This window comes from Rhizobium sp. 007, assembly GCF_015353075.1.
Taxonomy (GTDB): domain Bacteria; phylum Pseudomonadota; class Alphaproteobacteria; order Rhizobiales; family Rhizobiaceae; genus Rhizobium.
Genome location: NZ_CP064188.1, coordinates 967,602 through 992,031 on the forward strand (window position 1 = coordinate 967,602; position 24,430 = coordinate 992,031).

The window sequence follows — 24,430 nt, forward strand, 5'->3', positions numbered from 1 at the left end:
TTCACTCCGCAGTCCTCCGGACAATCGATTGGCCGTGGCGGCGGGTCACATCAGCAACCCTGCGGCCGTCACGACGCTTTGTGCGATTTCGGACATCTTCTTCTTCTCGTTCATCGCCGTCTGGCGCAGCAGGGCGAATGCCTGTTCCTCCGAAAGGCCGCGCATCTTCATCAAGATGCCTTTGGCCCGCTCGACGACCTTGCGCTCTTCGAGCGCCGACTTTGCATCGGCGAGCTCCCGCTGCAGGCGGCTGAAGGCATTGAACCGGCTGACGGCCATATCGAGGATGGGTTTGACCCGCTCCTTCTTCAGCCCGTCGACGATATAGGCAGAGACGCCGGCATCAACGGCTGCTTCGATGGAAGCCGTATCGGATCGATCGACAAACATCGCGATCGGCCGACTGATCGTTCGTGTCAGCTGGAATAGGTGCTCCATCATGTCGCGGTTCGGGTTCTCGATGTCGATGATGATAACGTCCGGTTTCAGCGTTTCGATGATGCGCGCGACGCCCTGGACCTCGTGAATGACGGTGACGCGCGTGTGGCCGGCCTCCTGCAACCCCTCCTCGATGATCGAGGCGCGGATCGCATTTTCATCTATGACCAGAATTGTCAGGTCGAAACGGCTCATGCGCCGTTTATGACGCACCGCAATAAAACAGGCAAGTTAAAAGCCGCAAAATTAAGCATAAAAAACGGATGCACAAAAAATGCGCTTTCTAGAAATCCGCAACCTTCTTCAGGAGCTTCTCAATCATGCGCTCACCTATGGTTATGCCGGTCATCAGATGATCGAGCAGGCGCGGGCTATGGTGAAGAATGGCGATCTCGGCGAGATTCGCATCGTCAATCTGCAATTTGCCCATGGTTTTCACAGTGCGCCGGTCGAGGATCAGAACCCTTCCACGCGTTGGCGCGTCGATCCGACAACCGCAGGCCCGAGCTATGTGCTCGGCGATGTTGGAACGCACCCGCTCTATATCTCGGAAGTGATCCTGCCGCATTTGACGATCAAGCAGTTGATGTGCGCCCGTCAGAGCTTTGTCAAAAGCCGCGCGCCCCTTGAAGACAATGCCGTTACGCTGATGGAATACGACAACGGTGCTATCGCCACCGTCTGGTCGAGCGCCGTCAATGCGGGCTCCATGCACGGACAGAAGGTGCGCATCGTCGGCGAAAAGGCGAGCATCGAATGGTGGGACGAGCGGCCGAACCAGCTTTCCTACGAGGTCCAGGGAGAGCCGGCGCGCATTTTGGAACGTGGCATGGGCTATCTACCCCGGAGCAAGGATCGACGACTGCATCGGTGGCGGCCATCCAGAAGGCATCTTTGAGGCTGGGCAAACCTCTACCGGCGCTTCGGATTCGCCATTAACAAGGAGCACGGTCTTGCACCGGAGGGCATCGAAGGCCTGGCGTTTCCGGGGATCGATGCGGGGCTCGAAGGCGTGCGCTGGGTGGAAAATTGCGTGCGCTCTGCCGATGCCGGCGGCGTGTGGGTAGACTATCTGTAACGTTTTGACTATGCGCGCTGGCGGGGCGAACGCGCCATCAGCTGCGCATAGGCAATCGCCGAAAGCATGTTGGCGTGGTTTGCCTTTCCGGTGCCAGCAATATCGAATGCAGTGCCGTGATCGACGGAGACGCGGTCGATCGGAAGGCCGAGCGACACATTGACGGCCGTTTCGAAGGCAACGAGCTTGATCGGAATGTGGCCCTGGTCGTGATACTGGGCAATCACCAGATCGAAGGCGCCGTTATAGGCACGCGCAAAGACGGTATCGGCCGAAATCGGGCCAACCACGTCAATGCCCTTGGCCTGAGCCAGTTCGACCGCAGGCGTGAGAAACTCCATGTCCTCCGTGCCGAAGAGGCCGTTTTCGCCGCAATGCGGGTTGATGCCGGCAACGGCGATCCGCGGTTTCTTGCCAAGGCGGACAAAGTGGTTATGGCCAGCTTCGATCGTTGCAATGACGCGGTCCGTCTTGGCGCGCTCTATGGCACCCCGCAGCGAGACATGCGTCGAAACATGGATCGTGTTGAGGCGGTCAGAGGCAAGCAGCATGAACGAACTCTTCGAGCCGGTCAGATGCGCAAGCAGGCCCGTGTGGCCGTCGAAGTGATGTCCGGCAAGGTTCATTGCCTCCTTGTTGATCGGCGCGGTGACGATGACGTCCGCATCGCCCGACATCGCAAGCTCGACGGCGCGGCTGATGTAGCGAACGGAAGCGTCGCCTGCGACGGGACTGATCTTTCCGATTTCGGGAAGGCTGCCGTCAAGCGCCACCTCCTCGACGGCAATGGTTGATCCGTCTTCCGATGCAGATGGCCCGAAGCGCAGGTCGATGCCGGTCGTGCGGCAGGCGCGCTCCAGTACTTTGCTGTTGCCGACGATCACGAAATCGCGGCGCTCTTGTCTTGGCATTGCCGCAAGCGCCTTGACGATGACTTCCGGGCCAACGCCTGCCGGATCGCCGAGCGTGACTGCGACTTTTGCATTTTTGACCATCAGTCAAATTCCCTTTGAAAGGGCCGGCCTAGAAGGCGGCTTCATAGATCGAGCGGATGTCGTCGCGTGTCAGATCGCGCGGATTATTATCGAGCAGGCGGCGGATGGCAAAGGCATCGTTGGCCATCTGGTCGAGGCCGCTTTCCGGCACACCCAAACCCGACAGCTTCATCTCGATGCCGAGTTCCGCGCAGAACTCATAGGCGGCTGCGAAGACGGATTTGACCTCTTCCGAAGCGGGATGGCCGAGAGCTTCCATGACCGCCTTCGTCTTCGTCGGAGCGGACGGTGTGTTGAAGGCCAGCACATGCGGGAAGATCAGTGCGTTTGCAGCGCCATGCGCGACATGCCAGCGAGTGCCGAGCGGATAGGCGAGGGCGTGACCGCCCGCCGTATTGACCGGTCCCAGGCAGAAACCGCCATAAAGGGAGGCAAGTGACAAGCCAGCGCGCGCTTCTGCATCGGCACCGTCCCTGACAGCACGTGCCAGATATTTGCCAACGAGCCGCGTGCCTTCGATCGCGTAGATATCGATCATCGGATGCGCCTTGCGATTGGTAAACGCCTCCACGCAATGCGCCATTGCATCCACACCGGTCGCAGCCGTCGTGCGGGGCGGAACGGTAAAGGTCAGCGCCGGGTCGATGACGGCGATATCGGCGAGCATGTGGACGCTTTCGACGGCAAGTTTCGCCATCGTTTCAGGATCGGTCACCAGCGCGCGGATGCCCGCCTCGCTGCCGGTTCCGGATGTCGTTGGCACTTGTGCGAGCGCCACTTTGCGCGGCCCCTGAACCTTGTTCGGTCCGACGACCTCGCGCAGGCTTTGCGGCGAACCGGCGAGTACGGAGGCGAGCTTGGCAAGATCCATGGCGCTGCCGCCGCCGAAGCCGACGATGAGTTCCGCCCGGGCGGCGTTGGCGGCACTCAGCACCCTGTCGAGATTACTGATGTCGGGTTCCGGTGTGACATCGCCAAACACTGCGACCTCGCCTTGGATCGCGAGAGCATCGATGCGTGAAGCGTTGAAGGCATCCGAAATCACGAGCGTGCGGTGGTAGCCTTTCTCTGCGGCCCATTTGCCGAGTTTGCCAGCCGTGCCGATGCCGAACTCGATGATGTTCGGCCTGATGGTCGTGATAGGCGAACCCAGACTGGCCATGAAAGCGGCTCCTCCCTAACAGAAACGGCCGATCGCCGTCAGTGATGTAAAGTTGTTATATCAGCTGTACGTTTCTGGCAAGAAAAATGCTCAGACACTCGAAAGATCATGAAAAGTCTGGATGGGCGACGTCGAAAATGGAGCGCGCACAAACTACATATCGATTTGATTTTGTTTAGTAATGACAAACGGCGTCGGCGCCGGTGCCGTGCGGGCACTATTGGAAAAGCACCCCTGCGGTTTGAACGTATATTTGTCAATTATCGACGGTGACTTGACTAGCCGAGTGCCTCAGCCGGAAGCCGGACATATTTGATTGCCCGACGATAATAGGTATAGGCGATGTGCAGTGTTCCGTCCGGGCCTTCAACGATTGAGGGATAGGAGAATTCGCGATTGAGCGAATCCTTGGAATTGTTGCTCAGGCAATAGCCGTCGCCGGTATCGAGATCGGCAAGGCGATCGAAGTTTGCACCGCCATCGTCCGATACGGCAAGGCTGAGAGGCGCGCGCGGCACGCCCCATACTGCCTTGCGGCCCGATGTCACCGCCGCAGCGGCGTCCGTTTCCATCTGATCGCTTTCGATCTCGTCGTAAAGCGATCTGCGTCGCGCGTTGGAAGTCTCGGCATTGCTGTGGTTGTAAACCATTGCAATCCTGCCGTCCTTCAGCAAAACAGCCTGGATGGACGAGTTGTTGTTCGGCAGGTTGATCGGACGTGGACGAGACCAGCTTTCGCCGTCGTCTTCGGACGCAGCCGAGAGGACGTTCTCCGAAAAGCGGTTGCGGAAGTAGGCTATCATCCTGCCTTTGCCAAGTGCCAGAATGTTCATATGGACTGCGCCGAGGCTGTCAGGAACGTCGGTCATCATCCAGGACTTCCCCTGATCGCGGGAAATCAGCACGCCTGCGGTGTCTGCATCGCCACTCCAGCGTTGACCCGGCAGACTGACGCAACGGAATGCCGGCAAAAGCCAGTCTCCTTTGGAGTTGACCACGATCGGTTGCCGGACGAAGGTTCCAGGCAGATCGCAAAGAAGCCGGACCGGCCCGAAGGTTTTTCCGTCGTCGTCGGATACTCGACATTTGACAACCGCGCCATCCTGATCGCCGGAGGTCTGCGATGTGTAAAGCAGCCACACGATCTTGTCAGGGGCCTTGAAAATCAAAGGGTTCTGCTCGGATTTTGAAGAATCGTCTGAAAGTTTCTGCGGCTCTGACCATTGCGTGGAGCCCGGGGCGAGCTTCGACATGTAAACCGATATGTCACCCATGCCCTCCATCGTGCCGCCGAACCAGACGCAGCTCAAGGTCCCGTCGGGGAGAAAGGCGAGGTTGGCGGCATGATTTTGGATGCACGGCGAGGGCAGGTAGGCGTCTGCGCGGCCAGCGTGAGCGGAATTCGGCTTGATGAGGCCGGTCATCAATGCGGGGACCTGTTGTGGCGGCAAAGCTGTCAGGCTCATGATGTTCTCCTTATGGCAGCTGCGCGTAGTTTTCGGACAAAGCCGCATACTCGGCGTCATTGAGCGCTACCAGTGGCGGACGCGTGCGCTTCCACGCGCTGACGCCCGTCTTGAGGCCGACCATCGCCTTGATCGCCGGGATCTGCACATAGGAGTTCGAAAGCGTGCGATAGGCATTGATACGGTCTTGCGCCACATGGACCTCTGCGGCGCGTGTCGCGTCGTGAACGTGGTCATAGACGGTGCGGAGCGAAGAGGCGACCAAATTGGACGTGGCCGTAATACAGCCGGCACCACCTGCCTTCAACAAAGGCAGCAGCAATGGGTCTGCGCCGCAGAGCACCGAAAAGCCGGGATGGGCGGCGATGATTGCCTGCATGTTATTGAAATCGCCTGCCGATTCTTTGATGCCAACCACGGTTTCGGGGAAGGCGTCGACCAGTCTGCCGATCAATGGGATCGAGATCGGAATCCCGGAGACCTGCGGGATATGATAGAGAATGACGCGCAGGCGACTGTCGTTCACTCGGCTCAGAATCTGCAAATAAGCATTGAAGAGGCCATCGTCCGATACGCCCTTGTAGTAGAAGGGAGGCAACATCACGACCTTCGTCACTCCGAGTGAAAGCGCATGATTGGTGAGCTCGATGGTTTCGGGAATGGCGGCAACGCCGGTCCCCGGCAGAAGGTTTTCGGCTGGAATGCCGGCTTTCAGGGCCGCTTCAAGAATGGTGCGCCGTTCAGCGATCGAGAATGAGTTCGCTTCGCCCGTCGTGCCGAGAAGCGCCACACCGTGACATCCCTCGGAAAGCAGACGTTGGCAATGCTCGGTGAAAAGGCCAAGATCTGGGCTGCTGTCAGCGTTGAGAGGCGTGGTTGCGGCGCTGAAGACGCCTGTAATTTTATGATTGCTCATCTCTTCCTCCTCGTCAGAGCGACAGCGCATTTATGCGTTTTTTGCCCCAGTGTTTTCGTTCATAGGATAAGTTGTTGTCAATCTTACAAGCTCTGTGTTGCTGCGGAATTAAGCATAAGTGACTGTTATAACGTCATAAAAATTCACATCAAGAATTTTGAAGCCTGAAATTCGAGTTTTTAATTGACAGATTTACATTGTCGCGCAACTCTGCGGCTCATTCCATCGCGCTGGCTCGGGGAGGGCTTTCGAGGGCGCATTGAATGCTCATGGGAGGAGCAGATGACAATTCGCGAGCACCAGACTGTCTCACAAATTTCGCGCCGTGATGCGCTGAAACTCGGCCTCGCGGCAGGCGTCGGCCTGACGATGTTCGGCATGAGCGCACGTGTTGTCATGGCCGAGGAAGGTCAGGTTCTGAAAGCCATCAATCCGGCTTTCGACCAGGATTGGTCGCCGCTGCGCGGCGGCGGCAGAACCTTCCGCTGGAATTCTTTCTGGTGGGCATCGCCGATGTATTTCGACACAGAAGGCAAGTTGCAGCCTTATGTATTCACGAGCTGGGAATCGTCCGACAACAAGGTCTGGACCTTCAAGATCGATCCGAAAGCTGTTTTTTCCGACGGCAGCAAGATCACGTCGGCGGATGTGAAGGGTTCATGGGAAGTGGCCTCGATGCCGAACACCAAGAGCCAGCGCGCCGACCAAGTGCTGAGCAAGGTGCAAGGCTACAAAGAGATCGGAGCCGGTTCCGGCACTGAGCTTACCGGGGTTGCAACGCCGGATGAAGGAACGGTCACTGTTACGCTCACGCAAGCTGACCCGATTTTCTTCATGCGCCTGGCAAACCATATTATTCCGGTGACCAAGGCGTCGCAGTCGAGAGGCAGCGACGGCGAGGAGATTGCCGACTGGTATAAGCCGGACAACAATGCCGTCTATTCGGGTCCTTTCAAGCTCACGAGCATCGACATCGACGCAGGGACTCTGACATTTGAGCCGAACGAGAATTTCTTCGGTGCGAAGCCGAAGCTTGCTCGCATCGAGATCAGCTCGATCGAAGACAACGTGACGGCGACTTCGCTCATCAATTCCGGTGAATACAACGTCCACACGGAACTCGTCACCTCGACGATTATCCAGGATCTCGGCCCGGAGTTTTCGGCAGGCCCGATCATTCCTACGAGCCAGCACTTCTGGTTCAACACCTCGCGTGCACCGATGAACGATCCGAAAGTGCGTCAGGCACTGATCATGGCGGTTGATCGCGACGGTCTTTTCAAGGCGTCTTATCCGGATGGACCGCACAAGAAGGCAGACCAGATCCTGAATTCCGTGCCAGGTGCGGACGGCTCCGGATTCGAACCCTATCCCTTTGATCCGGAAGGCGCAAAGAAGCTGCTTGCTGAATCGAGCTATGGTGGTCCCGAGCGGCTGCCGAAGATCATGTTCGTCGGCGTCTCGGCGCCCGCGATCCAGGCAGCTGCCCAGTTCATCGCGGAACAGTGGCGCCAGAACCTCGGCATTACCGCAGTCGACATGAAGCCGCAGCAGGACGCCTATGCCGGGCCCGACCAGAACTCGGTTCAGATTTTCCGCGACGATGTCGGCACGCGCGTCCCGGATGCCGTTTCCTATCTTGCCGGTTCCATCGCCTCCACGTCCTCGAACGCCCAGAACAAGCTCGGCGGTTACAAGAACGACAAGGTGGACAGCCTGCTTGCCGAAGCCGCGACCAAGGCTGCCGACGACCCGCAGCGCGTGAAACTGGCGCAGGAGGCTCAAAAGGCGTTCCGCGACGATTGGGTTTTCATTCCATGGTATTCTCAGGCGATGTCCCGCTGGGCGACGAAGGAGGTCAAGGGCATGGAGAAGAACCTCGACTGGCAAGTCGTTGCACCATGGGACATTTCCATCGGCCAAGCATGACGGCTTTCGCCGATCTTTGTAGCTGAACAGCAACCGCGAAGACCATAAGGCCTTCGCGCATGTTCAAGCAGAAGGCGCGGTTGTCCGCGGCGACCCCTGTGAAAACTGCGCCGAACAACAGGTGGAGGTGGCTTTGTTTCGCTACGTGTTAACGCGGTTTGCCATCTGGATTCCGTCCGTCCTTGTCGTGATGATGGCGGTTTATGCGATGGCATTTTACGGTGCCGGCGATCCGATCAAGCTGATCTTTCTTCGTGCACCGGGCGACGTCGCCTATAATCCGGAGCGTATCGAAGCCATTCGAGAGAGCGCCGGCCTCAACAAACCATTCATCGAGCAGTTCGGCTTTTACATCTGGAACCTGCTGCATGGCCAGTTCGGCAATTCGCTGACCTCGGGCCGCTCGGTCTGGGCGATGGTTTCGGCAGCCGCCCCCGTTTCCTTCAAACTGGCGCTCTGTTCCATCATATTGACAGCGGTCGTCGCCATCCCCCTCGGCATGATCGCAGCGCTCAATCAGAATTCCAAGCTCGACTATACGATCCTCGGCTCGGCCCTGTTCTTATGGGCAATTCCTGCCTATGTCGCCGGCCCGCTGCTCATGGTCGGGTTGATCGTCTTCCTGCCGATGATCAAGGTTCCCTACGGCTGGGGCGGTATCTTTGATGTCCGCATTCTGCTGCCCCTGATTGTTTTGTCCTTTCAGCCGATCGCGCTTATCGTACGCCAGACGCGTGCGGCAGTCATTGAAGTGCTGTCGGAGGACTTTGTACGCACGGCACGCGCCAAGGGCGTGCCGGAAATCGTCGTCGCTCTCAGGCATATCCTGCGCCCGGTGCTGACCCCGGTCGTCACCCAGCTCGGGCTCATCATGATCACCATCGTCAACGGTGCGATCTTCGTCGAACTGGTCTTCGGCCTACCCGGCCTCGGCCGCCTGACCGTGCAGGCGCTCACGAATTCCGATTATCCCGTCATCCTGGCGATCACGCTCATCGGATCCTTCCTAGTCATGGTCTCGAACCTTCTGGTCGATATTCTCTATCCGCTGCTTGACCCACGCGCCAACGATGCAAGAAGGAGCCGCTGACAATGTCCGCCGTCCCCCTCTCGACGATCGAGACCGCCGAAGAACCGCCGGTCAGCCTGTGGCGCGATGCCTGGTTCCGCCTGAAGCGCAACAGACTTGCCCTTTTCGGCCTCGCCGTTGTCCTTGTGCTGGCCCTCGCAGCGGTCTTGGGACCATACCTTACGCCCTATGACTACCTGGGCCAGGACCTTGGGGCCCGCAACGCCGCGCCCTCGCTGACACATCTATTCGGCACCGATGATCTTGGCCGGGATGTCTTCAGCCGCGTCGTCTACGGCACACGCACTGCCTTTCTCGTCGCCGTGATCGTCACGCTCGTCGCCGTTCTGATCGGACTGACCCTCGGCGCTGTCGCTGGCTTCTTCGGTGATCCGTTTGATCGCGTCCTGATGTGGCTGACCGATGTCACCATGTCCGTGCCGAACCTGCTCCTGGTCGTCGTCATCAACGCTTCGCTGAAATCGCCGATAACCAACTGGATGGAGGCCCGCTACCTGGAGACGCTCAATCCTTTTTATCGTCAGACGGTTTGGGTGGATTTCATCCTGGTTTTCGGGTCAATGGCCCTGATCGCCTGGCCGCCTTACGCCCGTCTCGTCCGCGCCCAGGTCCTGTCGATCCGCAGCCGGCCCTATATCACGGCGGCGCAGGCGCTCGGCCTTTCGAACTGGATCGTCATCAAGCGCTACGTCATTCCGAATGCGCTCGGTCCGCTGATCGTTTCCGTCAGCGCCGGTCTCGGTACGGCGATGGTGCTTGAAAGCGCCTTCAGTTTCCTCGGTGTCGGGGTCAATCCGCCCACGCCCAGCTGGGGTAACATGATCTCTGATGGCCTGCGTGTCTGGCAGCATTATCCGCACCTACTTGCCGCGCCGGCGGCTGTGCTTGGCCTTGCCTCGGTTGCTTTCAGCTTCCTGGGCGACGGTCTCAATGACGCGCTCAATCCGCGGGGCAGCAAGTAATGAACACGACGACCATTGAACGCCTTCTGGATGTGCGCGACCTCACCGTCGAGATCGAGACACGCCGCGGTACCGCCGTCGTGGTCGATGGCATCGATCTTTACGTCAACAAAGGCGAAACGCTCGGCGTCGTCGGCGAGTCCGGCTGCGGCAAGAGCTTGACGATGCTGAGCCTGATGCGGCTCCTGCCAAACAAGATCAAGGTCGCCAGGGGCACGGCATATTTCGACGGACGCGATCTGCAGACGATGTCGAACGCCGATTTGCGGAAGGTGCGGGGTGGTGAAATCGGCTTCGTCTTCCAGGATCCGATGACCTCGCTCAATCCGGTGATGCGTGTCGGCGACCAGATCTGCGAACCGCTGATCTATCATCGCAAGATGAGCAAGGCAGATGCCCGCGTACGGGCGGTCGAACTCCTGCGACTGGTCGGTATTCCCGGCCCTGAGGAACGCCTGATGGCCTACCCGCATGAGCTTTCCGGCGGCATGCGCCAGCGCGTGATGATCGCAATCGGCCTTGCCTGCAATCCGAAGCTTCTGATCGCCGACGAACCGACCACGGCGCTCGACGTCACGATCCAGGCCCAGATCGTCGATCTCGTGAAGGAGCTGCGGGCCAAGCTTGGCATGTCGGTCGTGTGGATCACGCACGATCTGGCGCTGATTGCAGGTCTCGTCGATCGCGTGGCCGTGCTTTATGCCGGCACTGTCGTCGAAGATGCGCCGGTCGATGAGCTCTATGCCCGGCCGAGCCATCCTTATACGCGGGGGCTGCTTGCGTCGATCCCTAAGCTTTCGGATGCGCCTGCAAGCCGTCTAAGTTCGATTGGGGGAACACCGCCTGAGCCCGGCCGCCGTCCGACGGGGTGTCCGTTTGCCCCGCGCTGTCCGCTTGTCGAGGCGATCTGCCACGAGCGCGTTCCGAAGCTTGAACCTTTGGCTGGAGCCGCCAACCACCGCGCCGCATGTTTTGTGGTCCAGAAAATGCAGGAGGCTGCGTGATGGGCGCGGAACCGCTTCTTAAGATCGAAAACCTGGTCAAGCACTTCCACGTCAAGCTCGGCGCTTTCGGCGAGCGCTCGGCAACCGTCTATGCGCTCGACAACGTCAATCTGGATATCATGGAAGGCGAGACCTTGAGCCTTGTCGGGGAATCTGGTTGCGGCAAATCGACGACCGGATTCACGATCCTCAATCTCTACAAGGCGACGAGCGGCAAGGTTGTCTACAAGGGTCAGGATCTGTCGAGGCTTGGCGAAAGGGAAATGCGGCCATTCCGCCGCGACCTGCAGATCGTCTTTCAAGATCCCTATTCGACGCTCAATCCGCGTATGACGATCGGCGAGGCGATCGGCGAACCGATCCTCTTCCACAAGTTGTGCGCCAAGGCCGAGCTCAAGGGCAGGGTCGCAACCCTCCTGAGTGATGTAGGGCTGCCGACGCGCTTTGCGCAGCGTTATCCGCATGAGCTTTCAGGTGGCCAGCGCCAGCGCGTCGTCATCGCGCGTGCGCTTGCCTGCCAGCCGAAATTCATCGTCTGCGACGAGGCAATCTCAGCGCTCGACGTGTCGATCCAGGCACAGATCATCAATCTGCTGCTCGACCTGCAGGAAAAATACAGCCTCACCTATCTCTTCATCGCGCATGACCTGGCGGTCGTCCGCCATATCAGCACGCGCGTCGGCGTCATGTATCTCGGCCGGCTTGCCGAGCTTGCCAGCCGCGAAGAGCTGTTCGGTAATCCGCTGCATCCCTATACGAAGGCGCTACTTTCGGCCGTGCCGGAAACCGATCCTTCTCACGAGCGAAGCCGCAAGCGCCAGATCCTGCAGGGTGACGTTCCAAGTCCGCTCGACCCGCCGCCCGGCTGCCGCTTCCACACCCGCTGCCCGATCGCAATCGATGTCTGCAGCAGGCTCGTTCCGGAATGGAAGGAAGCAAAACCCGGCCATCTCGTTGCCTGCCACGCCGTCAATACGGGACAGACGACATGACGCTGAAAGTCGCCATCATTGCCGACGATCTGACCGGGGCGCTCGATACGGGCACGCCGTTCGTGAAGGCAGGGCTTGCGGTTGCGGTTGCCATTGATGTCGAGGCGACAAAAGAGGCGATTGCGATGAGCGCCGATGTCGTCGTGATCAACACAGCCTCGCGTGCTCTTGCCGAGGATGCCGCCGCACACAGGGTGCGGCTCGCAGCAGAGGTCTTGCTGCCCGCCGAACCTGCGATCGTCATGAAGAAGATCGATTCCAGGTTAAAAGGCAACGTCGCTGCCGAAAGCTCGGCCCTTGCCGAGGTATTCGCCTTCAAGTCGGTTCTGGTCGCGCCGGCGGTTCCAGATCAGGAGCGCTTTACCTATCGCGGCTGCGTCGTCGGGCGCGGTGTCGATAATCCGATCCCGGTTGCCGAGCTTTTTGCCAACCATTCGCAAACAGTTGCTGTTGCAGATGCCGAGGACGATATTGACCTCGACTCTATCGCCGGCGAAAATGATTGGCGTTCGGTTCTTGCCGTCGGCGCGCGTGGCCTTGGCGCGGCCCTGGCCCGACGCCTGGGTAAAGCAGGCGGGCAAAGCCAAACCTTTGAGCCGGCCCGCAAGACGCTCTTTGCCTTCGGTTCCCGCGATCCGATTACGGCCCAGCAGATGGACCACCTTGAGGCATCCGGTGCCTTGCGCACGGTCGCCGACGCACCGATGGGGGTTGTGGAATGCGGCGAAGGCTTGGCGCTGCCGGCTCTGCTTCGCTGTAGCGGCGAAATAGCAGATGATTCTGCAGCCGTAGCCCATCGCTTTGCGAAAGGCGTAAAATCGGCCATGGACGATACGCGGCCGGATATATTGATGGTTGGCGGTGGCGATACTGCGCTTGCGGTGTTTCGCGAGCTTGGTATCCGCATCCTTGTCCCGAAAGGTGAAATCGAGGCAGGTGTGCCGTGGTTCGACGTTACAGCCGCAGACGGGCGGCATCTCCGTTCTGCGGTAAAGTCCGGGGGCTTCGGCAGCGCCGATAGTTTGCTAAGACTGATTGTGCGGAATCAGGCGGCGTAGCGGATGCCGGCGGGGAGAATGAACGTGGATGAAGCAAATGGCGCATCTTTGAACGCGGGCACCGGCCCAGCTGCAAAGCCAGAACGCGGAAAGGCCGTGAAGCTGGTCGATCGCGTCTTCGACCAGCTTCTGGAGCGTATTCGCGCCGGAAACTATCCTCCTGATTCACGCTTGCCGGGAGAGCATGAACTGGCTTCGATGCTCGGCGTATCGCGCCCGATCGTTCGCGACGCGCTCGCACGCTTGCGCGACCAGGGCATGGTTTATGCCCGACAGGGGGCAGGAACCTTCGTCAGCGCCCACGGTTCGCCTGCCGCGCAACTGGCTTACTCGCCTGTCAAGACGATCGCGGACATTCAGCGTTGCTACGAATTCCGCCTGACGATCGAGCCCGCGGCGGCCTACTTCGCCGCCAAACGCCGCGACAGTGCAGCGCTTGAGAAGATCGCAACAGCGCTTGCGGACCTTCGCGAGGCGACGAATCACCAGCTTCATCGAACGGACGCCGATTTCCTGTTTCATCGGGCTGTCACTGAGGCTGCGAACAATCACTATTACACGGCCTCCATGGACGCCCTCAAACCGCATATCGCGGTCGGTATGCATCTGCATGGGCTCTCGCTTCTCGGCCCCCGACAAGGGCTTCAGAAAGTGTTTCAGGAACACGATGAAATCTACAAGGCAATTGCCGACGGCCGGGCAGACGACGCCCGGGATCTGATGCAGGCCCATCTTGAAGGATCGAGAGATCGCCTCTTCGAGGGCCGGGTTCTCGACCTTTCCTTTTAGGCATCAGCGACGCTGCACGGAGGTCGGTCGCTGCCACGGTTTGCGATCGACACTTTCGTCTGCGCTCCTCTCATGGAAAAGACAAAACAGTCTCTATTGGCGCGTGCCCGTTTGCGCTTGCACATGCTACGATATTGTTTCCTTCAACAGTTAGGGACGATCAACTCATGACGGGCCAAGATGGCAGTATTCTTGATTATGTCGGGATTCTTGCCGTGTTTTTTCTCGTAGGCGCCAACGGTTTCTTCGTGGCTGCCGAATTCGCATTGGTTTCCGTCAGGCGCAGCCGCGTGACCGAGCTCGTGACCGCCGGACGTATGAACGCTTCAGCGCTTCAGCGGGCCGTGGACAATCTCGATGCAAACCTTGCGGCAACACAGCTCGGCATAACGATCTCTTCGCTCGCTCTGGGCTGGGTCGGCGAACCGGCCCTGGCGCATCTGATCGAGCCGCTATTGACATGGCTGCCCGGTGACTGGGCTAGGACAGGCTCTCATGCCATCGCAGTCGTCATTGCGTTCGTGATCATAACGGCGCTTCACATCGTGCTTGGCGAACTGGCACCGAAGAGCCTCGCTCTCCAGCGTAGCGAGGGAACGTCATTGGCCGTGGTCCGGCCGCTTGGGTTCTTTCTTATCATATTCAAGCCGGCGATATTTGCCCTCAATGGTATGGGTAACCTCGTGCTTCGTGCTTTCGGCCTTCATGCCGGAACTGGCGAATCCTCCTTCCATTCACCGCAAGAGCTGAAGTTGCTGGTGGCCGAAAGCCAGGAGGCGGGTCTTCTCAACCAGGTGCAGCAGCAGCTCGTCGAGCGCGTGCTCAATATCGGCGAGAGACCAATCTCCGACGTCATGACACCGCGTCTCGATGTCGAGTGGTTCGACGCCGACGACAGCGAGGCAGAAATCCTGAGGACGATTAGGGAATGCAGGCACGAACAGCTTCTCGTCGCTCGCGGCTCAATCGACGAGCCGATCGGGATGGTTCTTAAGAAGGACCTGCTCGATCAAGTTTTGGACGGCGGCAAGATCCGGCCGATGGATGTCATCAAGCAGCCGCTGGTGCTTCACGAAGGAACCTCGGTGGTCCGCGTGCTCAGCAGCTTCAAGGCGTCACCGGTCCACCTCGCTATCGTCATCGACGAATATGGCAGTCTGGAGGGGATTGTCACGCAAACGGACTTGCTGGAGGCGATCGCCGGGGAACTGCCGGGGTCCGACGAGGAACCGGCTATCGTCGTTCGCGAAGACGGCTCACTGCTTGTTGATGCAATGATGCCGGCCTTCGACGCTTTCGAAAAACTAGGCCTGCGCAATAAACCGGATGCTGATTTCCATACGCTTGCGGGCTTTGCCCTTCATCAGCTCCAGCACATCCCGGAGACCGGTGAGGTTTTCGAGTTTGACGGATGGCGATTCGAGGTCATCGATATGGATGGTATGCGCATCGACAAGATCTTGGCGACGCGCAGTTCGACGCAAGGAGCGGATATCTAGGCTGGCTGCCATTGCCGATGCCAGATGACTGATCCGATGTATCCGATCGCCAACGACTTTTGAAATCTCTACCGCAACTGCAATTATGCCTGCCATTATCAGGTTTCATAAACTCGATTCCCGGCGATTAGACGCTGCATCTGGAGCTCCGGCACCTGCGGTTCATAGATGCCAATCAATCGCCGGGCAGAAAGAAATTTCCCTGTCGTCCATTACGGGAAATCCTCATTCCTTTTATCTATTAAATTTATAGACAATAGTCTGTTTCACCATTCAAATCGGAAAGGAAAACAGATGGCCGCTTTGCGACTGGTCGGAATTGCCGGCAGCTTCAATCGTCCTTCGAAGACCTACGCACTCGTTGAAGACGTTGCGGATCGCGCGGCTCAAAGATATGGCTTCGAGCGTACCGTTTATGATCTGCACGATGTTGGCCCATCGCTCGGCCGTGCGTTATGGCGAAAGGACCTGGACGATCAGGCGAGGGGCGTCATCGACGCGATCGTCAGCGCTGACGTTTTGATCGTCGGCTCACCGACTTATAAGGGATCCTATCCCGGTCTGTTCAAACATTTGATCGACCTTATCGACCCCGATGAATTGCGCGCAAAGCCGATCATCATCACGGCAACTGGCGGCGGAGACCGGCATGCTCTGATGGTCGAGCATCAACTGCGGCCGCTCTTCGGTTTCTTCATGTCCCACACTCTGCCGACGGCCGTCTATGGATCGGACCGCGATTTCGCGGACTACAGGGTTTCTTCGGAGCCACTGTCCAAGAGGATTGGCGAAGTTGTGAGCGAACTTGCAGCTTTCTTTCCCGCAGACGACGCGATCCTCGCGGCCGCCGAATAACGTTTAACGCTTGATATCCTCGCGGGACAAAGAGTGATCCGATGCAGACAACCCGGTGCACGGCCGCAATCATATGCCGCAGCATGTCGAGGTTTGACTTACGAAGAGGCGTGTCGCGATGAGCCGAATACTCATTCTACCCGGCCTCTTCGGTTCAGGCGAGGGGCACTGGCAGCACCATTGGTTGAGGGAGCATCCGGACAGCCGGCTTGTCGAACAGGACGATTGGGATCGGCCCCGCTTGCACGACTGGATGCTCAGACTTGAGGAGACACTAGCCGAGGAGGACGATGCCTATATTGTCGCTCACAGTCTCGGTTGCCTTTTGGCGGCTCAGTTGGCAGGTCGGCCATCGGCTCGGCGCGTCAGAGGAGCCCTTCTTGTTGCGCCATGCGATCTGCCTTCGACAGAAGCACTCCACCCCGGCCACCTCGACTTTGGGACGATGCCGACCAAGGCGCTTCCATTTGCGAGCATCGTCGTCGGAAGTCTCAACGATATCCATATAAGCCTTGACCGGTTGACGATGTTTGCGCGCCTCTGGAAATCCGACCTCAGGAACATCGGATTGGCCGGACATATCAATGTTGCAAGCGGATTCGGGCGCTGGCCGAGCGGGTATGGCCTTTTGACAGCGTTGAAGAGCCGAACCCGCCACCGGCGGCAGGTTGAAGGCACGCGATCGCTCACCAATGTTTGAAGCGTGCTGCCGCAAGCCGCTTGCTGTCGGCCAAGATGAGCGTATATCGCTAGCGAAAGATGAAATTCAACGGTGATCCAGGAGAGAGGAACCTACCCATGAGCCTTCGTATCAACGATATTGCACCAGATTTCTCCGCCGAGACGACGCAGGGACCAATCCGTTTTCATGAGTGGATTGCAGACGGTTGGGCGGTGTTGTTCTCGCATCCGAAGAACTTCACCCCGGTCTGCACGACGGAACTCGGCGCGATGGCCGGGCTCGAACAGGAATTCAGTAAACGTGGTGTCAAGATCATCGGCATATCCGTCGATCCGGTGGAAAGCCACGGCAAGTGGAAGAACGACATCAAGACGGCTACCGGTTTCGATGTCGGCTATCCACTGATCGGCGACAAGGATCTCAAGGTCGCCAAGCTCTATGACATGCTGCCGGCAGGCGCAGGCGAGAGCTCGGAAGGCCGCACGCCGGCCGACAACGCCACCGTGCGCTCCGTCTTCGTCATCGGCCCCGACAAGAAGATCAAGCTCATCCTCACCTATCCGATGACGACGGGCCGCAACTTCAATGAAATCCTGCGTGCCATCGACTCCATCCAGTTGACGGCCAAGCATCAGGTAGCGACACCTGCTAACTGGCAGCAAGGGGAAGACGTCATCATCACGGCTGCGGTTTCGAACGATGACGCGATCTCGCGCTTCGGCTCTTTCGACACCGTCCTTCCTTATCTCAGGAAGACCAAGCAGCCGACCGGCTGATTGGGGCCTCCGCGGACATGATAGGATCGGCGCGCATTGACCACGGAAGCGGGAGATACGCCCGATCCTTTGTCCCCGATCCTTTGCACAATCCGCACTCATGTCGTCCGTCCGCGTCTTCCACATCGCTTCGTTCGGCGGCAGCCGCTCGATAAGCTCTAGCGAGGTACGGTGGTGGACGCAAGCATGCGCCGCTCGCGCGCTATGGATCATTTCCGCTGACATGCGGTCGATGTTTCGGTGCCCGAACCGACGGGATGCATGCATAATCGACTGGAAGCAAGATCTCACGGTTGCGCTCTGCGCTGCCCTGAGCGCTCGGCGCGGTCCGGTCGATCGCGACGTCAGACCTTCCGGGGGCGGACTTCCATGAATAGGTATGGTGCGCCGGTTCCCGAAGGGATCGCATAGACGTCATAGGACGCCTGCGGGTCGTCTCCCATCCCCAACGAGCCAGGTGGCATGCCCGGCACGGCCAGCCCTCGGACCGGCGGCCGCTCCCGCAGCAGGCGTTGAACGGCCTCAAGCGGAACATGCCCCTCAAGGTAGTATTCCTCGACGATGGCAGTGTGGCATCCCTCCACGGCGGCAGGCACGCCAAGCCGCGCCTTGACCGCGGCAAGGTCGTCGGTGTCGCGGGCGTCGACGGAAAATCCTGCCGCGGCCATCGCCTTCGACCATTCATGACAGCAGCCGCAGTTCGGATCCTTGTAGACCGTCATCTTCGACGGGGCCGCGGCGCGGACCCCTCCAACAACGAACGCCAGGGCGGATGCCGCCAATGCTATGAAGCTTCTCCTGTGCATCGTCTCCACTCCTCGATATCCTGCCGCCCGGGCGGATCCGGGCGGCAGGGATCCGCTATTTTACCTCGGTGACGGTCAGCTTGCCATTCACGCGTTCGGCAACGAACTCGATGTTCGAACCTTCCTTCAGCTTTTCGAGCAGAGCCGCGTTTTCAACGCGGAAGACCATCGTCATCGCCGGCATGTCGAGGCTCTTCAGGTCTTCATGCTTGATGGTGACCTTCTTCGCCTTGGCGTCGATCTTGTTGACGACGCCTTTGGTGAATTCCTGGGCAAACGCACCGAAGGCCGCGCTGGCGGAGAGCAGGGCGGCGATGCCGATCTTGATCATTGCCGTTTTCATGCTTGTGACTCCTTTTTACAGATTACTTGCCAGCGACGGTGACGTCGCCGTGCATGCCGGCTTCATAGTGGCCGGGGATCAGGCAGGCGAACTTGAACTGGCCGTCGGTGGTGAACTTCCAGACGATCTCGCCGGATTGACCGGCCGGAAGTCGGATCGAATTCGGATCGTCATGTTCCATCTCCGGGAACTTCTCCATGACTGCCTTATGCTCAAGAATCTTGTCTTCCTGATCGAGCACGAACTCGTGGTCGAGCGTTCCGGCATTCTTGATCGCGATCTTGACCGTCTGCCCCTTGCGGACGTTGAAGACGGCGGGAGTGAATATCATCTTCCCGTCGTCGGTTTCCTTCATCGTGACGCGGATCGTTTGTGTTGCCTTGGCTTTATCGCCAGGTTCGCCAATGGCCATTTTTTCACCGTGACCGCCAGCGTGATTGCCGGTAGCCAGGGCTGGGGTTGCGAGGGCGACCAGCGCCAGTGCCAATACATAGTTTTTCATGGGTAAATCCTTTTTTTATGTGGAAGATGAGCCTCAGCCGTTTGTCGGCTTGGGTGTGATTTGCGTTTTCGCGTCTTTGGCCTTGGTCGCGTCCGGCAGTTCGCCGCTCCACTCCCAAGCCTGGGTCCCGGGCGGGTTTTCGTACCAGCCCGGATCGGAGTAATCGTCCGCCGAGATGCCCTCGCGGACCTTCACGACCGAGAACATGCCGCCCATCTCGATGGGGCCGTGCGGCCCCCAGCCGGTCATCATGGGAATGGTATTCTCGGGAATGGGCATTTCCATTTCGCCCATGTCGGCCATGCCCTTGGTGCCCATGGGCATGTATTCCGGCTGCAGCTTCTTGATCTTCTCGGCGACCTTCGACTTGTCCGCGCCGATGAAGGTCGGGATGTCGTGACCCATGGCGTTCATCGTGTGGTGCGACTTGTGGCAGTGAATCGCCCAGTCGCCGAGGTACTTGGCGTCGAACTCATAGGCACGCATCGCACCAACAGGGATGTCGATGCTCACCTCCGGCCACCGCGCTTCCGGCCGCACCCAGCCGCCGTCGGTGCACGTCACCTCGAAGTCGTAGCCATGCATGTGGATTGGATGGTTCGTCATCGTCAGGTTCCCGACGCGGACCCGCACCCTGTCGTTCTTCGAAACGACGAGCGGGCTGATGTCCGGAAACACGCGGCTGTTCCAGCACCACATGTTGAAGTCGGTCATCTCCATGATGCGCGGCACGTACGATCCAGGATCGATGTCGTAGGCGTTGAGCAGAAAGACGAAGTCGCGGTCGACGCGCATGAACTTCGGATCCTTGGGATGGACGACGAAGAAGCCCATCATGCCCATGGCCATCTGCACCATCTCATCTGAATGCGGGTGGTACATGAAGGTGCCGGATTTCACGAGGTCGAACTCGTAGACGAAGGTCTTGCCGGCAGGAATGTGCGGCTGCGTCAGCCCGCCGACGCCGTCCATGCCCGACGGCACGATCATGCCGTGCCAGTGGATCGTCGTGTGCTCCGGAAGCTTGTTCGTCACGAAGATGCGGATGCGATCTCCTTCGACGGCCTCGATGGTTGGCCCCGGAGATTGGCCGTTGTAACCCCACAAGTAGGCGGTCATGCCGTCGGCCATCTCGCGTTCGACCGGTTCGGCAACGAGGTGGAACTCCTTGACGCCGTTGTTCATCCGGTGGGGCAGGGTCCAGCCGTTGAGCGTGACGACCGGCTGGTAGTCCGGACCCGAGGTCGGGTGAAGCGGCGGCTGCATGTCCGCCGATTCCATTGTCGGGGCGTCGGGAAGGCCCATCGCCGACGTCTTCGTCCAGGTTCCCGCCGCAAGCAGGGCCGCGCTCGCACCGAACAGTTGTCGTCTGTTGAACATGGTGATGTCCTTTCTCAATGGCCGCCGCCACCGCTGCTTTCGGAAGCAGCGGCGACCTCGGTCTCTGCCGACGCGTTCGTCGCACCGCCGCCGTAGATGGCTGGCGCGAGGTTGGCTTCGGCCAGCCAGAAGTCTCGCTTCGCGTTGACGGAGAGCTGGATGGAGTTGATCTTGTCGCGGGTGTCGGTGAGCAGCTCGAAGGTGTTGGTGATCATGCCGTTGTAGGTCAGCAGGGATTCCTCCTCGACCTTGGTGCGCAACGGCACGACGGCGTTGCGGTAGTGCCGCGCGATGTCGTAATTCGAGCGGTAGGCCTCGTAGGCGGAGCGCGCTTCCGAGCGGACGTTGACGGCCTTCTCCGCGAGCTGGTTCGCCGCCCGCATGTACGCCGCCTCGGCCTTGCGCATCCGGGCCTTGCCGGTGTCGAAGATCGGGATTGCGAACTCCAGTTCGACCTGGGCGGTCGTCCTGGTCTTCTTCTCGTCGTCCTCGATTTCCCGTTCGGTTTCGAAACCGGTCAGGATTTCGAGGTCGGTGACGTAGCGCGTCGCCTCGGTGAGGCCGTAGGATCTGGCAGTTGCCTCGAGTTCGAGCTTCGCCACCTGGAGGTCTATCCGATTTCGGAGTGCTTCGGCCTCGATGGTGTCGCCCCTGACGACGGACTTTGGAAGGGGAGGCAGGCTGTTTGGAACCTGGTAGTCCAGGTCCGTGCCCCAAAGGCCCATGAGCCGTGTCAGCTCCTCCTTGGCGAGACGGGCCGCCAGCCGGGCTTTCGCGGTCTCTCCGGCGAGTTCGGCGACGAACACATGTTCGCGGGCCTGGGCGCCCTTGGTCATCGAGCCGGTCTCGCCCAGCTTCTCCGCAAGCTCGGAAGCGGCGTCCGCCGTCGCCTGGGCGCGCTGGAGCTGCCCGACGTTCTCCCAGGCTGCCACCGCGCCGATCCAGGCACGCCGCGTGTCGGCGGCGACCTGGAGCGTTTTCACGGCCGCGGTCAACTGCGCCTGCCGGAAGCGGGTGTCGGCGATCGCCACGTCCCGGTTCCTCGTCGCGAGTGCCAGGATGTTCGTCGTGATCATCCCTTCGATGGTCTTGAACGCCTCCAGTTCCGGCGTCCCCATGCCAGTCGTGCCGATGGAGACGGTCGGGTTGATGAACATCGTCGACTGCCAGGCGTCGGCGGCGCTGTCGCCAAGATCGGCGTAGGTCGCCTGGAGGCCCCTGTTGTTGAGCAGGGCGACCTGGACGGCCGTCTCGACGTCGAGGGCCTTCTTTCGAGCGAGCAGGCTTCTTACCTGCGCGGCTGCCGACCGGGCCTGGTTTTGGTTCTGGATCCAGACGGTCTGCTTCGCCGTGACAGCGGCGGTCTTGTTTGAAACGGAGGTGAAGCCGGCTTCCTTGCTGGAATACTCTGCGCCCGTGACGCAGCCGCTCAGTACCAGCGGGAATACCAGCGCCACCATCGTTCTTCTAGGCTCGATCATGAGGCGTCTCCATTGGCTGGAGACTGCAGATCGTTCTGTCTGCGCCACGGCTTGGGGTCGACGGGCTGCCTGGCGACGTAGGCCGAGATCGGCGACCGGTATGCGACCGGGCGCGCGGACGGCTGTTCGACTGCGGCGGAGGACGCCACCACGTCGGGAGGAAGTGTGGATGCGCAGCCGCCGATAACAAGCGGCAGCCCCACCACGAAAAGCGAGGGTTTCATTATGAAATTTCCGAATAAGAGATTGCCTACGGGGCACCCACCGCACGAAGGCAGGTGTCCGGCTGGACCCGATCAAGCGGGCGCGTCTCTATTCAGATATTCGGGGGACGGTGGAGGGGCGGCAGTTGGCCAAGCGTCGTCCGGTCGTCGATGAACTGCCGGATGGAAATCTCGACGGGTCCGCCGACGTCGGGGCCCTCACAAATCATGCCAAGCCCGCCGCAGAAATCGCTGCAGCATTCCTGCTTGACCAGCTTCGATACACCATCGGCTCTATCGGAGATGTCGCCATGCGAGTGGTCATGATGGGCCATGTCCGCCACGTCGTGGCCCTCGTGAGACGGCGTCACGTCCGAGGCGACGGCTTCCAGTTCGGGGAACGAGGAGCCGTGCATCGCCGCGTTGGCGTTCGACAGCGAGTACCCCGCCAGTGATACGATGACCACCAGCCGCATCATCACGAGCAGCCTGCTCATTGTGATTCGGTACATCTTGCCCATTCCCAACGAGCTACATGCAAAGCAGCCCGATTTCAATTAGGACCTATCTGTTGTCGATGTTCGAGTCCTTTATATGGCGCGAATACCACGTTGTGCACAGGCTAGTGCTTCCAACGGCGGTAACGTCAATGGGAGCCGTTCTTTCTGACCATGATTGATCTCGCGCCCATTCATCGCGGCTCTTGGCGCAGCAACGATATTACCAATGCAGTCGGAGCCTGTGTTTAATAGGCTCTCAGCACCACAAGCATGTCCGCCGGGAATGTGCCGAAATCTGCGTTCCGTGCGCCGAAGACTGCGAACGGATCGGCGACATGCAGAGCTGCGTCGACGCCTGCCGGAAGTGCGCCGAGAGCCGTGAGAAGATGGCCCCCTGAGGCGATTGCGACGGGCCAGTGTACGACTTGTCAATGCGCAACAATCGCCTCGCAGCCTATCATGAGAGAGTGATCGGCAGGGCGAAGGGCCGCGGGCTCAGGATCGACGTCGGGTCGCGCAGGCATGTTCCGCAGCGCAGAAATGTATTTTCCGGGAGGGCGGAGCGGTTTTCGATGCCGCTCCCGCCCATCAGCAAATTCGACGATATCACCCGACGTGACCTATGCCTTCGCAGAACACCATCTCAGGCTGACGTTGAAGGCATTACAAGGCACTGATGGCTGATTGGCCCCAAGGCGGAGACGCTCTGAACCCTTCACCTCCGAGTTGCCCACGTTAACTTCCATATGGAACTCAGATACCCTGTTCGTCAACCATCCTGCCGCTGCGCGCTTCCAGCCGATAGCGGTGCCCCGGATAGACAAGTCTGGCAGTCGAGACAATCTTCTTGCCCGACCAGGTCCGTCGCCGGATCGCAAGGCAGGGTTCCGTTTTCAAGATCATCAGCAGCTTGCATTCCCAGCTTCTCGGCATTGCCGCCTCGACGACGTGCTCGGATCCACTCAATGGCGCTGCGGCCGTGAGATAAGCATTCGGCGTCACTGAAGAGAAGTCTTGCTCCAGGTAATTCGGCGCCGCCGACGGGTTGACGAAGCGGTCTTCGATTTGCACCGGAACGCCGTTTTCACTGTGAACGATGAGCGAGTGGAAGACAAAGCCGCCGATTTCGAGCTCCAGCGCGTCAGCCACTTCCGGGGAGGCGGTTTCTTTCGCAAGAACAATGACCGCTGCCTCATGCGCGTTTCCGCGCTCGGCAATCTCATCAGCAATATTACGCACTTCAAAAAGCGCAGAATAGCCTTTGCGCTCCGCAACAAACGAACCGACGCCCTGGATGCGCACCAGCTCACCCTCGCTGGCAAGCTCGCGCAACGCCCGATTGGCGGTCATCTTGCTGACGCCGAGCTCGACGACGAGTTCATTCTCGGAAGGCACGCGATGCTTCGGCGGCCATTCGCCGCTGTGAATGCGATCGAGGATCATCTGTTTGACGCCGGCATAAAGCGGTGCAGTGTCATTTTCCGAAAACTCGCGCTTCATCTCGCCCGGACGCTTCATTGCCCA

24 protein-coding genes and 2 pseudogenes are annotated in these 24,430 nt (G+C 59.5%); 13 read left to right on the forward strand and 13 right to left on the reverse strand.

Translation table 11 applies throughout. The features are described 5' to 3' along the window. Positions 1-45 precede the first annotated feature (45 nt). Complete coding sequence (locus ISN39_RS25735) at positions 46-633, reverse strand: ANTAR domain-containing response regulator (RefSeq protein WP_040115676.1); 588 nt, start codon at positions 631-633, stop codon at positions 46-48. Between the two features lie 130 nt (positions 634-763). Between ISN39_RS25735 and ISN39_RS25740 the strand changes: the two are divergent. Beyond that, positions 764-1,516, forward strand: a pseudogene (locus tag ISN39_RS25740) (Gfo/Idh/MocA family oxidoreductase); the annotation flags it as partial. Between the two features lie 8 nt (positions 1,517-1,524). Here the strand turns inward: ISN39_RS25740 and pdxA are convergent. The 4 genes from pdxA to ISN39_RS25760 form a co-directional block, all read right to left on the reverse strand. Next, entirely contained in the window at positions 1,525-2,511 is a 987-nt protein-coding gene (gene pdxA, locus ISN39_RS25745) for a 4-hydroxythreonine-4-phosphate dehydrogenase PdxA (RefSeq protein ID WP_074072118.1), read from the reverse strand. A 28-nt stretch (positions 2,512-2,539) separates the two neighbouring features. Continuing rightward, a complete protein-coding gene (locus tag ISN39_RS25750) occupies positions 2,540-3,673 on the reverse strand; it encodes an iron-containing alcohol dehydrogenase (RefSeq protein ID WP_194730993.1) in 1,134 nt (377 codons plus the stop codon). A gap of 278 nt (positions 3,674-3,951) precedes the next feature. Continuing rightward, complete coding sequence (locus tag ISN39_RS25755) at positions 3,952-5,139, reverse strand: exo-alpha-sialidase (protein WP_194730994.1); 1,188 nt, start codon at positions 5,137-5,139, stop codon at positions 3,952-3,954. 10 nt (positions 5,140-5,149) lie between these two features. Beyond that, positions 5,150-6,055, reverse strand: a complete 906-nt coding sequence (locus ISN39_RS25760) for a dihydrodipicolinate synthase family protein (RefSeq protein WP_194730995.1) — start codon at positions 6,053-6,055, stop codon at positions 5,150-5,152. A gap of 282 nt (positions 6,056-6,337) precedes the next feature. Here ISN39_RS25760 and ISN39_RS25765 point away from each other — a divergent pair, with 282 nt between their 5' ends. The 11 genes from ISN39_RS25765 (at position 6,338) to ISN39_RS25815 (ending at position 17,691) form a co-directional block, all read left to right on the forward strand. Beyond that, positions 6,338-7,984, forward strand: a complete 1,647-nt coding sequence (locus tag ISN39_RS25765) for an ABC transporter substrate-binding protein (protein WP_194730996.1) — start codon at positions 6,338-6,340, stop codon at positions 7,982-7,984. Positions 7,985-8,117: 133 nt separating this feature from the next. After that, complete coding sequence (locus tag ISN39_RS25770; protein ID WP_194730997.1) at positions 8,118-9,074, forward strand: ABC transporter permease; 957 nt, start codon at positions 8,118-8,120, stop codon at positions 9,072-9,074. Between the two features lie 2 nt (positions 9,075-9,076). Then, the gene (locus tag ISN39_RS25775) at positions 9,077-10,036 is read left to right on the forward strand and encodes an ABC transporter permease (RefSeq protein ID WP_074072113.1); all 960 of its coding nucleotides are present in this window, start codon (positions 9,077-9,079) and stop codon (positions 10,034-10,036) included. After that, complete coding sequence (locus ISN39_RS25780) at positions 10,036-11,040, forward strand: ABC transporter ATP-binding protein (protein WP_194730998.1); 1,005 nt, start codon at positions 10,036-10,038, stop codon at positions 11,038-11,040. Before ISN39_RS25775 ends, ISN39_RS25780 begins: the two co-directional genes overlap by 1 nt. Then, entirely contained in the window at positions 11,040-12,032 is a 993-nt protein-coding gene (locus ISN39_RS25785) for an oligopeptide/dipeptide ABC transporter ATP-binding protein (protein WP_194730999.1), read from the forward strand. Before ISN39_RS25780 ends, ISN39_RS25785 begins: the two co-directional genes overlap by 1 nt. Continuing rightward, positions 12,029-13,090, forward strand: a complete 1,062-nt coding sequence (locus ISN39_RS25790; RefSeq protein ID WP_194731000.1) for a four-carbon acid sugar kinase family protein — start codon at positions 12,029-12,031, stop codon at positions 13,088-13,090. The genes ISN39_RS25785 and ISN39_RS25790 overlap by 4 nt, the downstream gene beginning before the upstream one ends. A gap of 24 nt (positions 13,091-13,114) precedes the next feature. Next, positions 13,115-13,879 carry a FadR/GntR family transcriptional regulator gene (locus tag ISN39_RS25795; RefSeq protein WP_194731001.1) on the forward strand — a complete coding sequence of 255 codons (765 nt, stop codon included), beginning with the start codon at positions 13,115-13,117 and terminating at the stop codon, positions 13,877-13,879. A gap of 167 nt (positions 13,880-14,046) precedes the next feature. Continuing rightward, positions 14,047-15,378, forward strand: a complete 1,332-nt coding sequence (locus ISN39_RS25800) for a hemolysin family protein (RefSeq protein WP_194731002.1) — start codon at positions 14,047-14,049, stop codon at positions 15,376-15,378. A gap of 294 nt (positions 15,379-15,672) precedes the next feature. Next, positions 15,673-16,233 carry an FMN reductase gene (gene msuE, locus ISN39_RS25805; protein ID WP_194731003.1) on the forward strand — a complete coding sequence of 187 codons (561 nt, stop codon included), beginning with the start codon at positions 15,673-15,675 and terminating at the stop codon, positions 16,231-16,233. Between the two features lie 118 nt (positions 16,234-16,351). Beyond that, on the forward strand, positions 16,352-16,933 hold the full coding sequence (locus ISN39_RS25810; protein WP_194731004.1) for an alpha/beta fold hydrolase: 582 nt from the start codon (positions 16,352-16,354) through the stop codon (positions 16,931-16,933). 98 nt (positions 16,934-17,031) lie between these two features. Then, positions 17,032-17,691, forward strand: coding sequence for a peroxiredoxin (locus tag ISN39_RS25815; protein ID WP_194731005.1), 660 nt, complete (start codon positions 17,032-17,034; stop codon positions 17,689-17,691). A 344-nt stretch (positions 17,692-18,035) separates the two neighbouring features. Here ISN39_RS25815 and ISN39_RS25820 read toward each other — a convergent pair whose 3' ends face one another. The 7 genes from ISN39_RS25820 to ISN39_RS25845 all read right to left on the reverse strand — a co-directional run bounded on the left by ISN39_RS25820 (position 18,036) and on the right by ISN39_RS25845 (position 22,927). After that, entirely contained in the window at positions 18,036-18,497 is a 462-nt protein-coding gene (locus ISN39_RS25820; protein ID WP_194731006.1) for a DUF411 domain-containing protein, read from the reverse strand. A gap of 55 nt (positions 18,498-18,552) precedes the next feature. Next, complete coding sequence (locus tag ISN39_RS25825; RefSeq protein WP_194731007.1) at positions 18,553-18,840, reverse strand: copper-binding protein; 288 nt, start codon at positions 18,838-18,840, stop codon at positions 18,553-18,555. Positions 18,841-18,862: 22 nt separating this feature from the next. Beyond that, positions 18,863-19,342 (reverse strand): plastocyanin/azurin family copper-binding protein, encoded by a 480-nt coding sequence (locus ISN39_RS25830; RefSeq protein WP_194731008.1) that lies wholly within the window; start codon positions 19,340-19,342, stop codon positions 18,863-18,865. 33 nt (positions 19,343-19,375) lie between these two features. Further along, a complete protein-coding gene (locus ISN39_RS25835; protein ID WP_194731009.1) occupies positions 19,376-20,722 on the reverse strand; it encodes a copper oxidase in 1,347 nt (448 codons plus the stop codon). Between the two features lie 14 nt (positions 20,723-20,736). Further along, entirely contained in the window at positions 20,737-22,203 is a 1,467-nt protein-coding gene (locus ISN39_RS25840) for a TolC family protein (RefSeq protein ID WP_194731010.1), read from the reverse strand. After that, on the reverse strand, positions 22,200-22,427 hold the full coding sequence (locus tag ISN39_RS36760) for a hypothetical protein (protein ID WP_074072099.1): 228 nt from the start codon (positions 22,425-22,427) through the stop codon (positions 22,200-22,202). The genes ISN39_RS25840 and ISN39_RS36760 overlap by 4 nt, the downstream gene beginning before the upstream one ends. 92 nt (positions 22,428-22,519) lie before the next feature. Further along, on the reverse strand, positions 22,520-22,927 hold the full coding sequence (locus ISN39_RS25845) for a hypothetical protein (protein WP_194731011.1): 408 nt from the start codon (positions 22,925-22,927) through the stop codon (positions 22,520-22,522). Between the two features lie 224 nt (positions 22,928-23,151). On the opposite strand from ISN39_RS25845, the pseudogene ISN39_RS36765 reads away from it, so the two are divergent. Beyond that, positions 23,152-23,304, forward strand: a pseudogene (locus ISN39_RS36765) (four-helix bundle copper-binding protein); the annotation flags it as partial. Between the two features lie 355 nt (positions 23,305-23,659). Here ISN39_RS36765 and hutC read toward each other — a convergent pair. Then, positions 23,660-24,424 (reverse strand): histidine utilization repressor, encoded by a 765-nt coding sequence (gene hutC, locus ISN39_RS25850; RefSeq protein ID WP_194731012.1) that lies wholly within the window; start codon positions 24,422-24,424, stop codon positions 23,660-23,662. Positions 24,425-24,430: the final 6 nt, after the last annotated feature.

Bases quoted from the DNA above. Each gene is read 5' to 3' on its own strand.
- ISN39_RS25735 (WP_040115676.1), bottom strand. From the start codon at position 633: ATGAGCCGTTTCGACCTGACAATTCTGGTCATAGATGAAAATGCGATC.
- pdxA (WP_074072118.1), bottom strand. From the start codon at position 2,511: ATGGTCAAAAATGCAAAAGTCGCAGTCACGCTCGGCGATCCGGCAGGC.
- ISN39_RS25750 (WP_194730993.1), bottom strand. From the start codon at position 3,673: ATGGCCAGTCTGGGTTCGCCTATCACGACCATCAGGCCGAACATCATC.
- ISN39_RS25755 (WP_194730994.1), bottom strand. From the start codon at position 5,139: ATGAGCCTGACAGCTTTGCCGCCACAACAGGTCCCCGCATTGATGACC.
- ISN39_RS25760 (WP_194730995.1), bottom strand. From the start codon at position 6,055: ATGAGCAATCATAAAATTACAGGCGTCTTCAGCGCCGCAACCACGCCT.
- ISN39_RS25765 (WP_194730996.1), top strand. From the start codon at position 6,338: ATGACAATTCGCGAGCACCAGACTGTCTCACAAATTTCGCGCCGTGAT.
- ISN39_RS25775 (WP_074072113.1), top strand. From the start codon at position 9,077: ATGTCCGCCGTCCCCCTCTCGACGATCGAGACCGCCGAAGAACCGCCG.
- ISN39_RS25780 (WP_194730998.1), top strand. From the start codon at position 10,036: ATGAACACGACGACCATTGAACGCCTTCTGGATGTGCGCGACCTCACC.
- ISN39_RS25785 (WP_194730999.1), top strand. From the start codon at position 11,040: ATGGGCGCGGAACCGCTTCTTAAGATCGAAAACCTGGTCAAGCACTTC.
- ISN39_RS25790 (WP_194731000.1), top strand. From the start codon at position 12,029: ATGACGCTGAAAGTCGCCATCATTGCCGACGATCTGACCGGGGCGCTC.
- ISN39_RS25800 (WP_194731002.1), top strand. From the start codon at position 14,047: ATGACGGGCCAAGATGGCAGTATTCTTGATTATGTCGGGATTCTTGCC.
- msuE (WP_194731003.1), top strand. From the start codon at position 15,673: ATGGCCGCTTTGCGACTGGTCGGAATTGCCGGCAGCTTCAATCGTCCT.
- ISN39_RS25810 (WP_194731004.1), top strand. From the start codon at position 16,352: ATGAGCCGAATACTCATTCTACCCGGCCTCTTCGGTTCAGGCGAGGGG.
- ISN39_RS25815 (WP_194731005.1), top strand. From the start codon at position 17,032: ATGAGCCTTCGTATCAACGATATTGCACCAGATTTCTCCGCCGAGACG.
- ISN39_RS25820 (WP_194731006.1), bottom strand. From the start codon at position 18,497: ATGCACAGGAGAAGCTTCATAGCATTGGCGGCATCCGCCCTGGCGTTC.
- ISN39_RS25825 (WP_194731007.1), bottom strand. From the start codon at position 18,840: ATGAAAACGGCAATGATCAAGATCGGCATCGCCGCCCTGCTCTCCGCC.
- ISN39_RS25830 (WP_194731008.1), bottom strand. From the start codon at position 19,342: ATGAAAAACTATGTATTGGCACTGGCGCTGGTCGCCCTCGCAACCCCA.
- ISN39_RS25835 (WP_194731009.1), bottom strand. From the start codon at position 20,722: ATGTTCAACAGACGACAACTGTTCGGTGCGAGCGCGGCCCTGCTTGCG.
- ISN39_RS25840 (WP_194731010.1), bottom strand. From the start codon at position 22,203: ATGATCGAGCCTAGAAGAACGATGGTGGCGCTGGTATTCCCGCTGGTA.
- ISN39_RS36760 (WP_074072099.1), bottom strand. From the start codon at position 22,427: ATGAAACCCTCGCTTTTCGTGGTGGGGCTGCCGCTTGTTATCGGCGGC.
- ISN39_RS25845 (WP_194731011.1), bottom strand. From the start codon at position 22,927: ATGGGCAAGATGTACCGAATCACAATGAGCAGGCTGCTCGTGATGATG.
- hutC (WP_194731012.1), bottom strand. From the start codon at position 24,424: ATGAAGCGTCCGGGCGAGATGAAGCGCGAGTTTTCGGAAAATGACACT.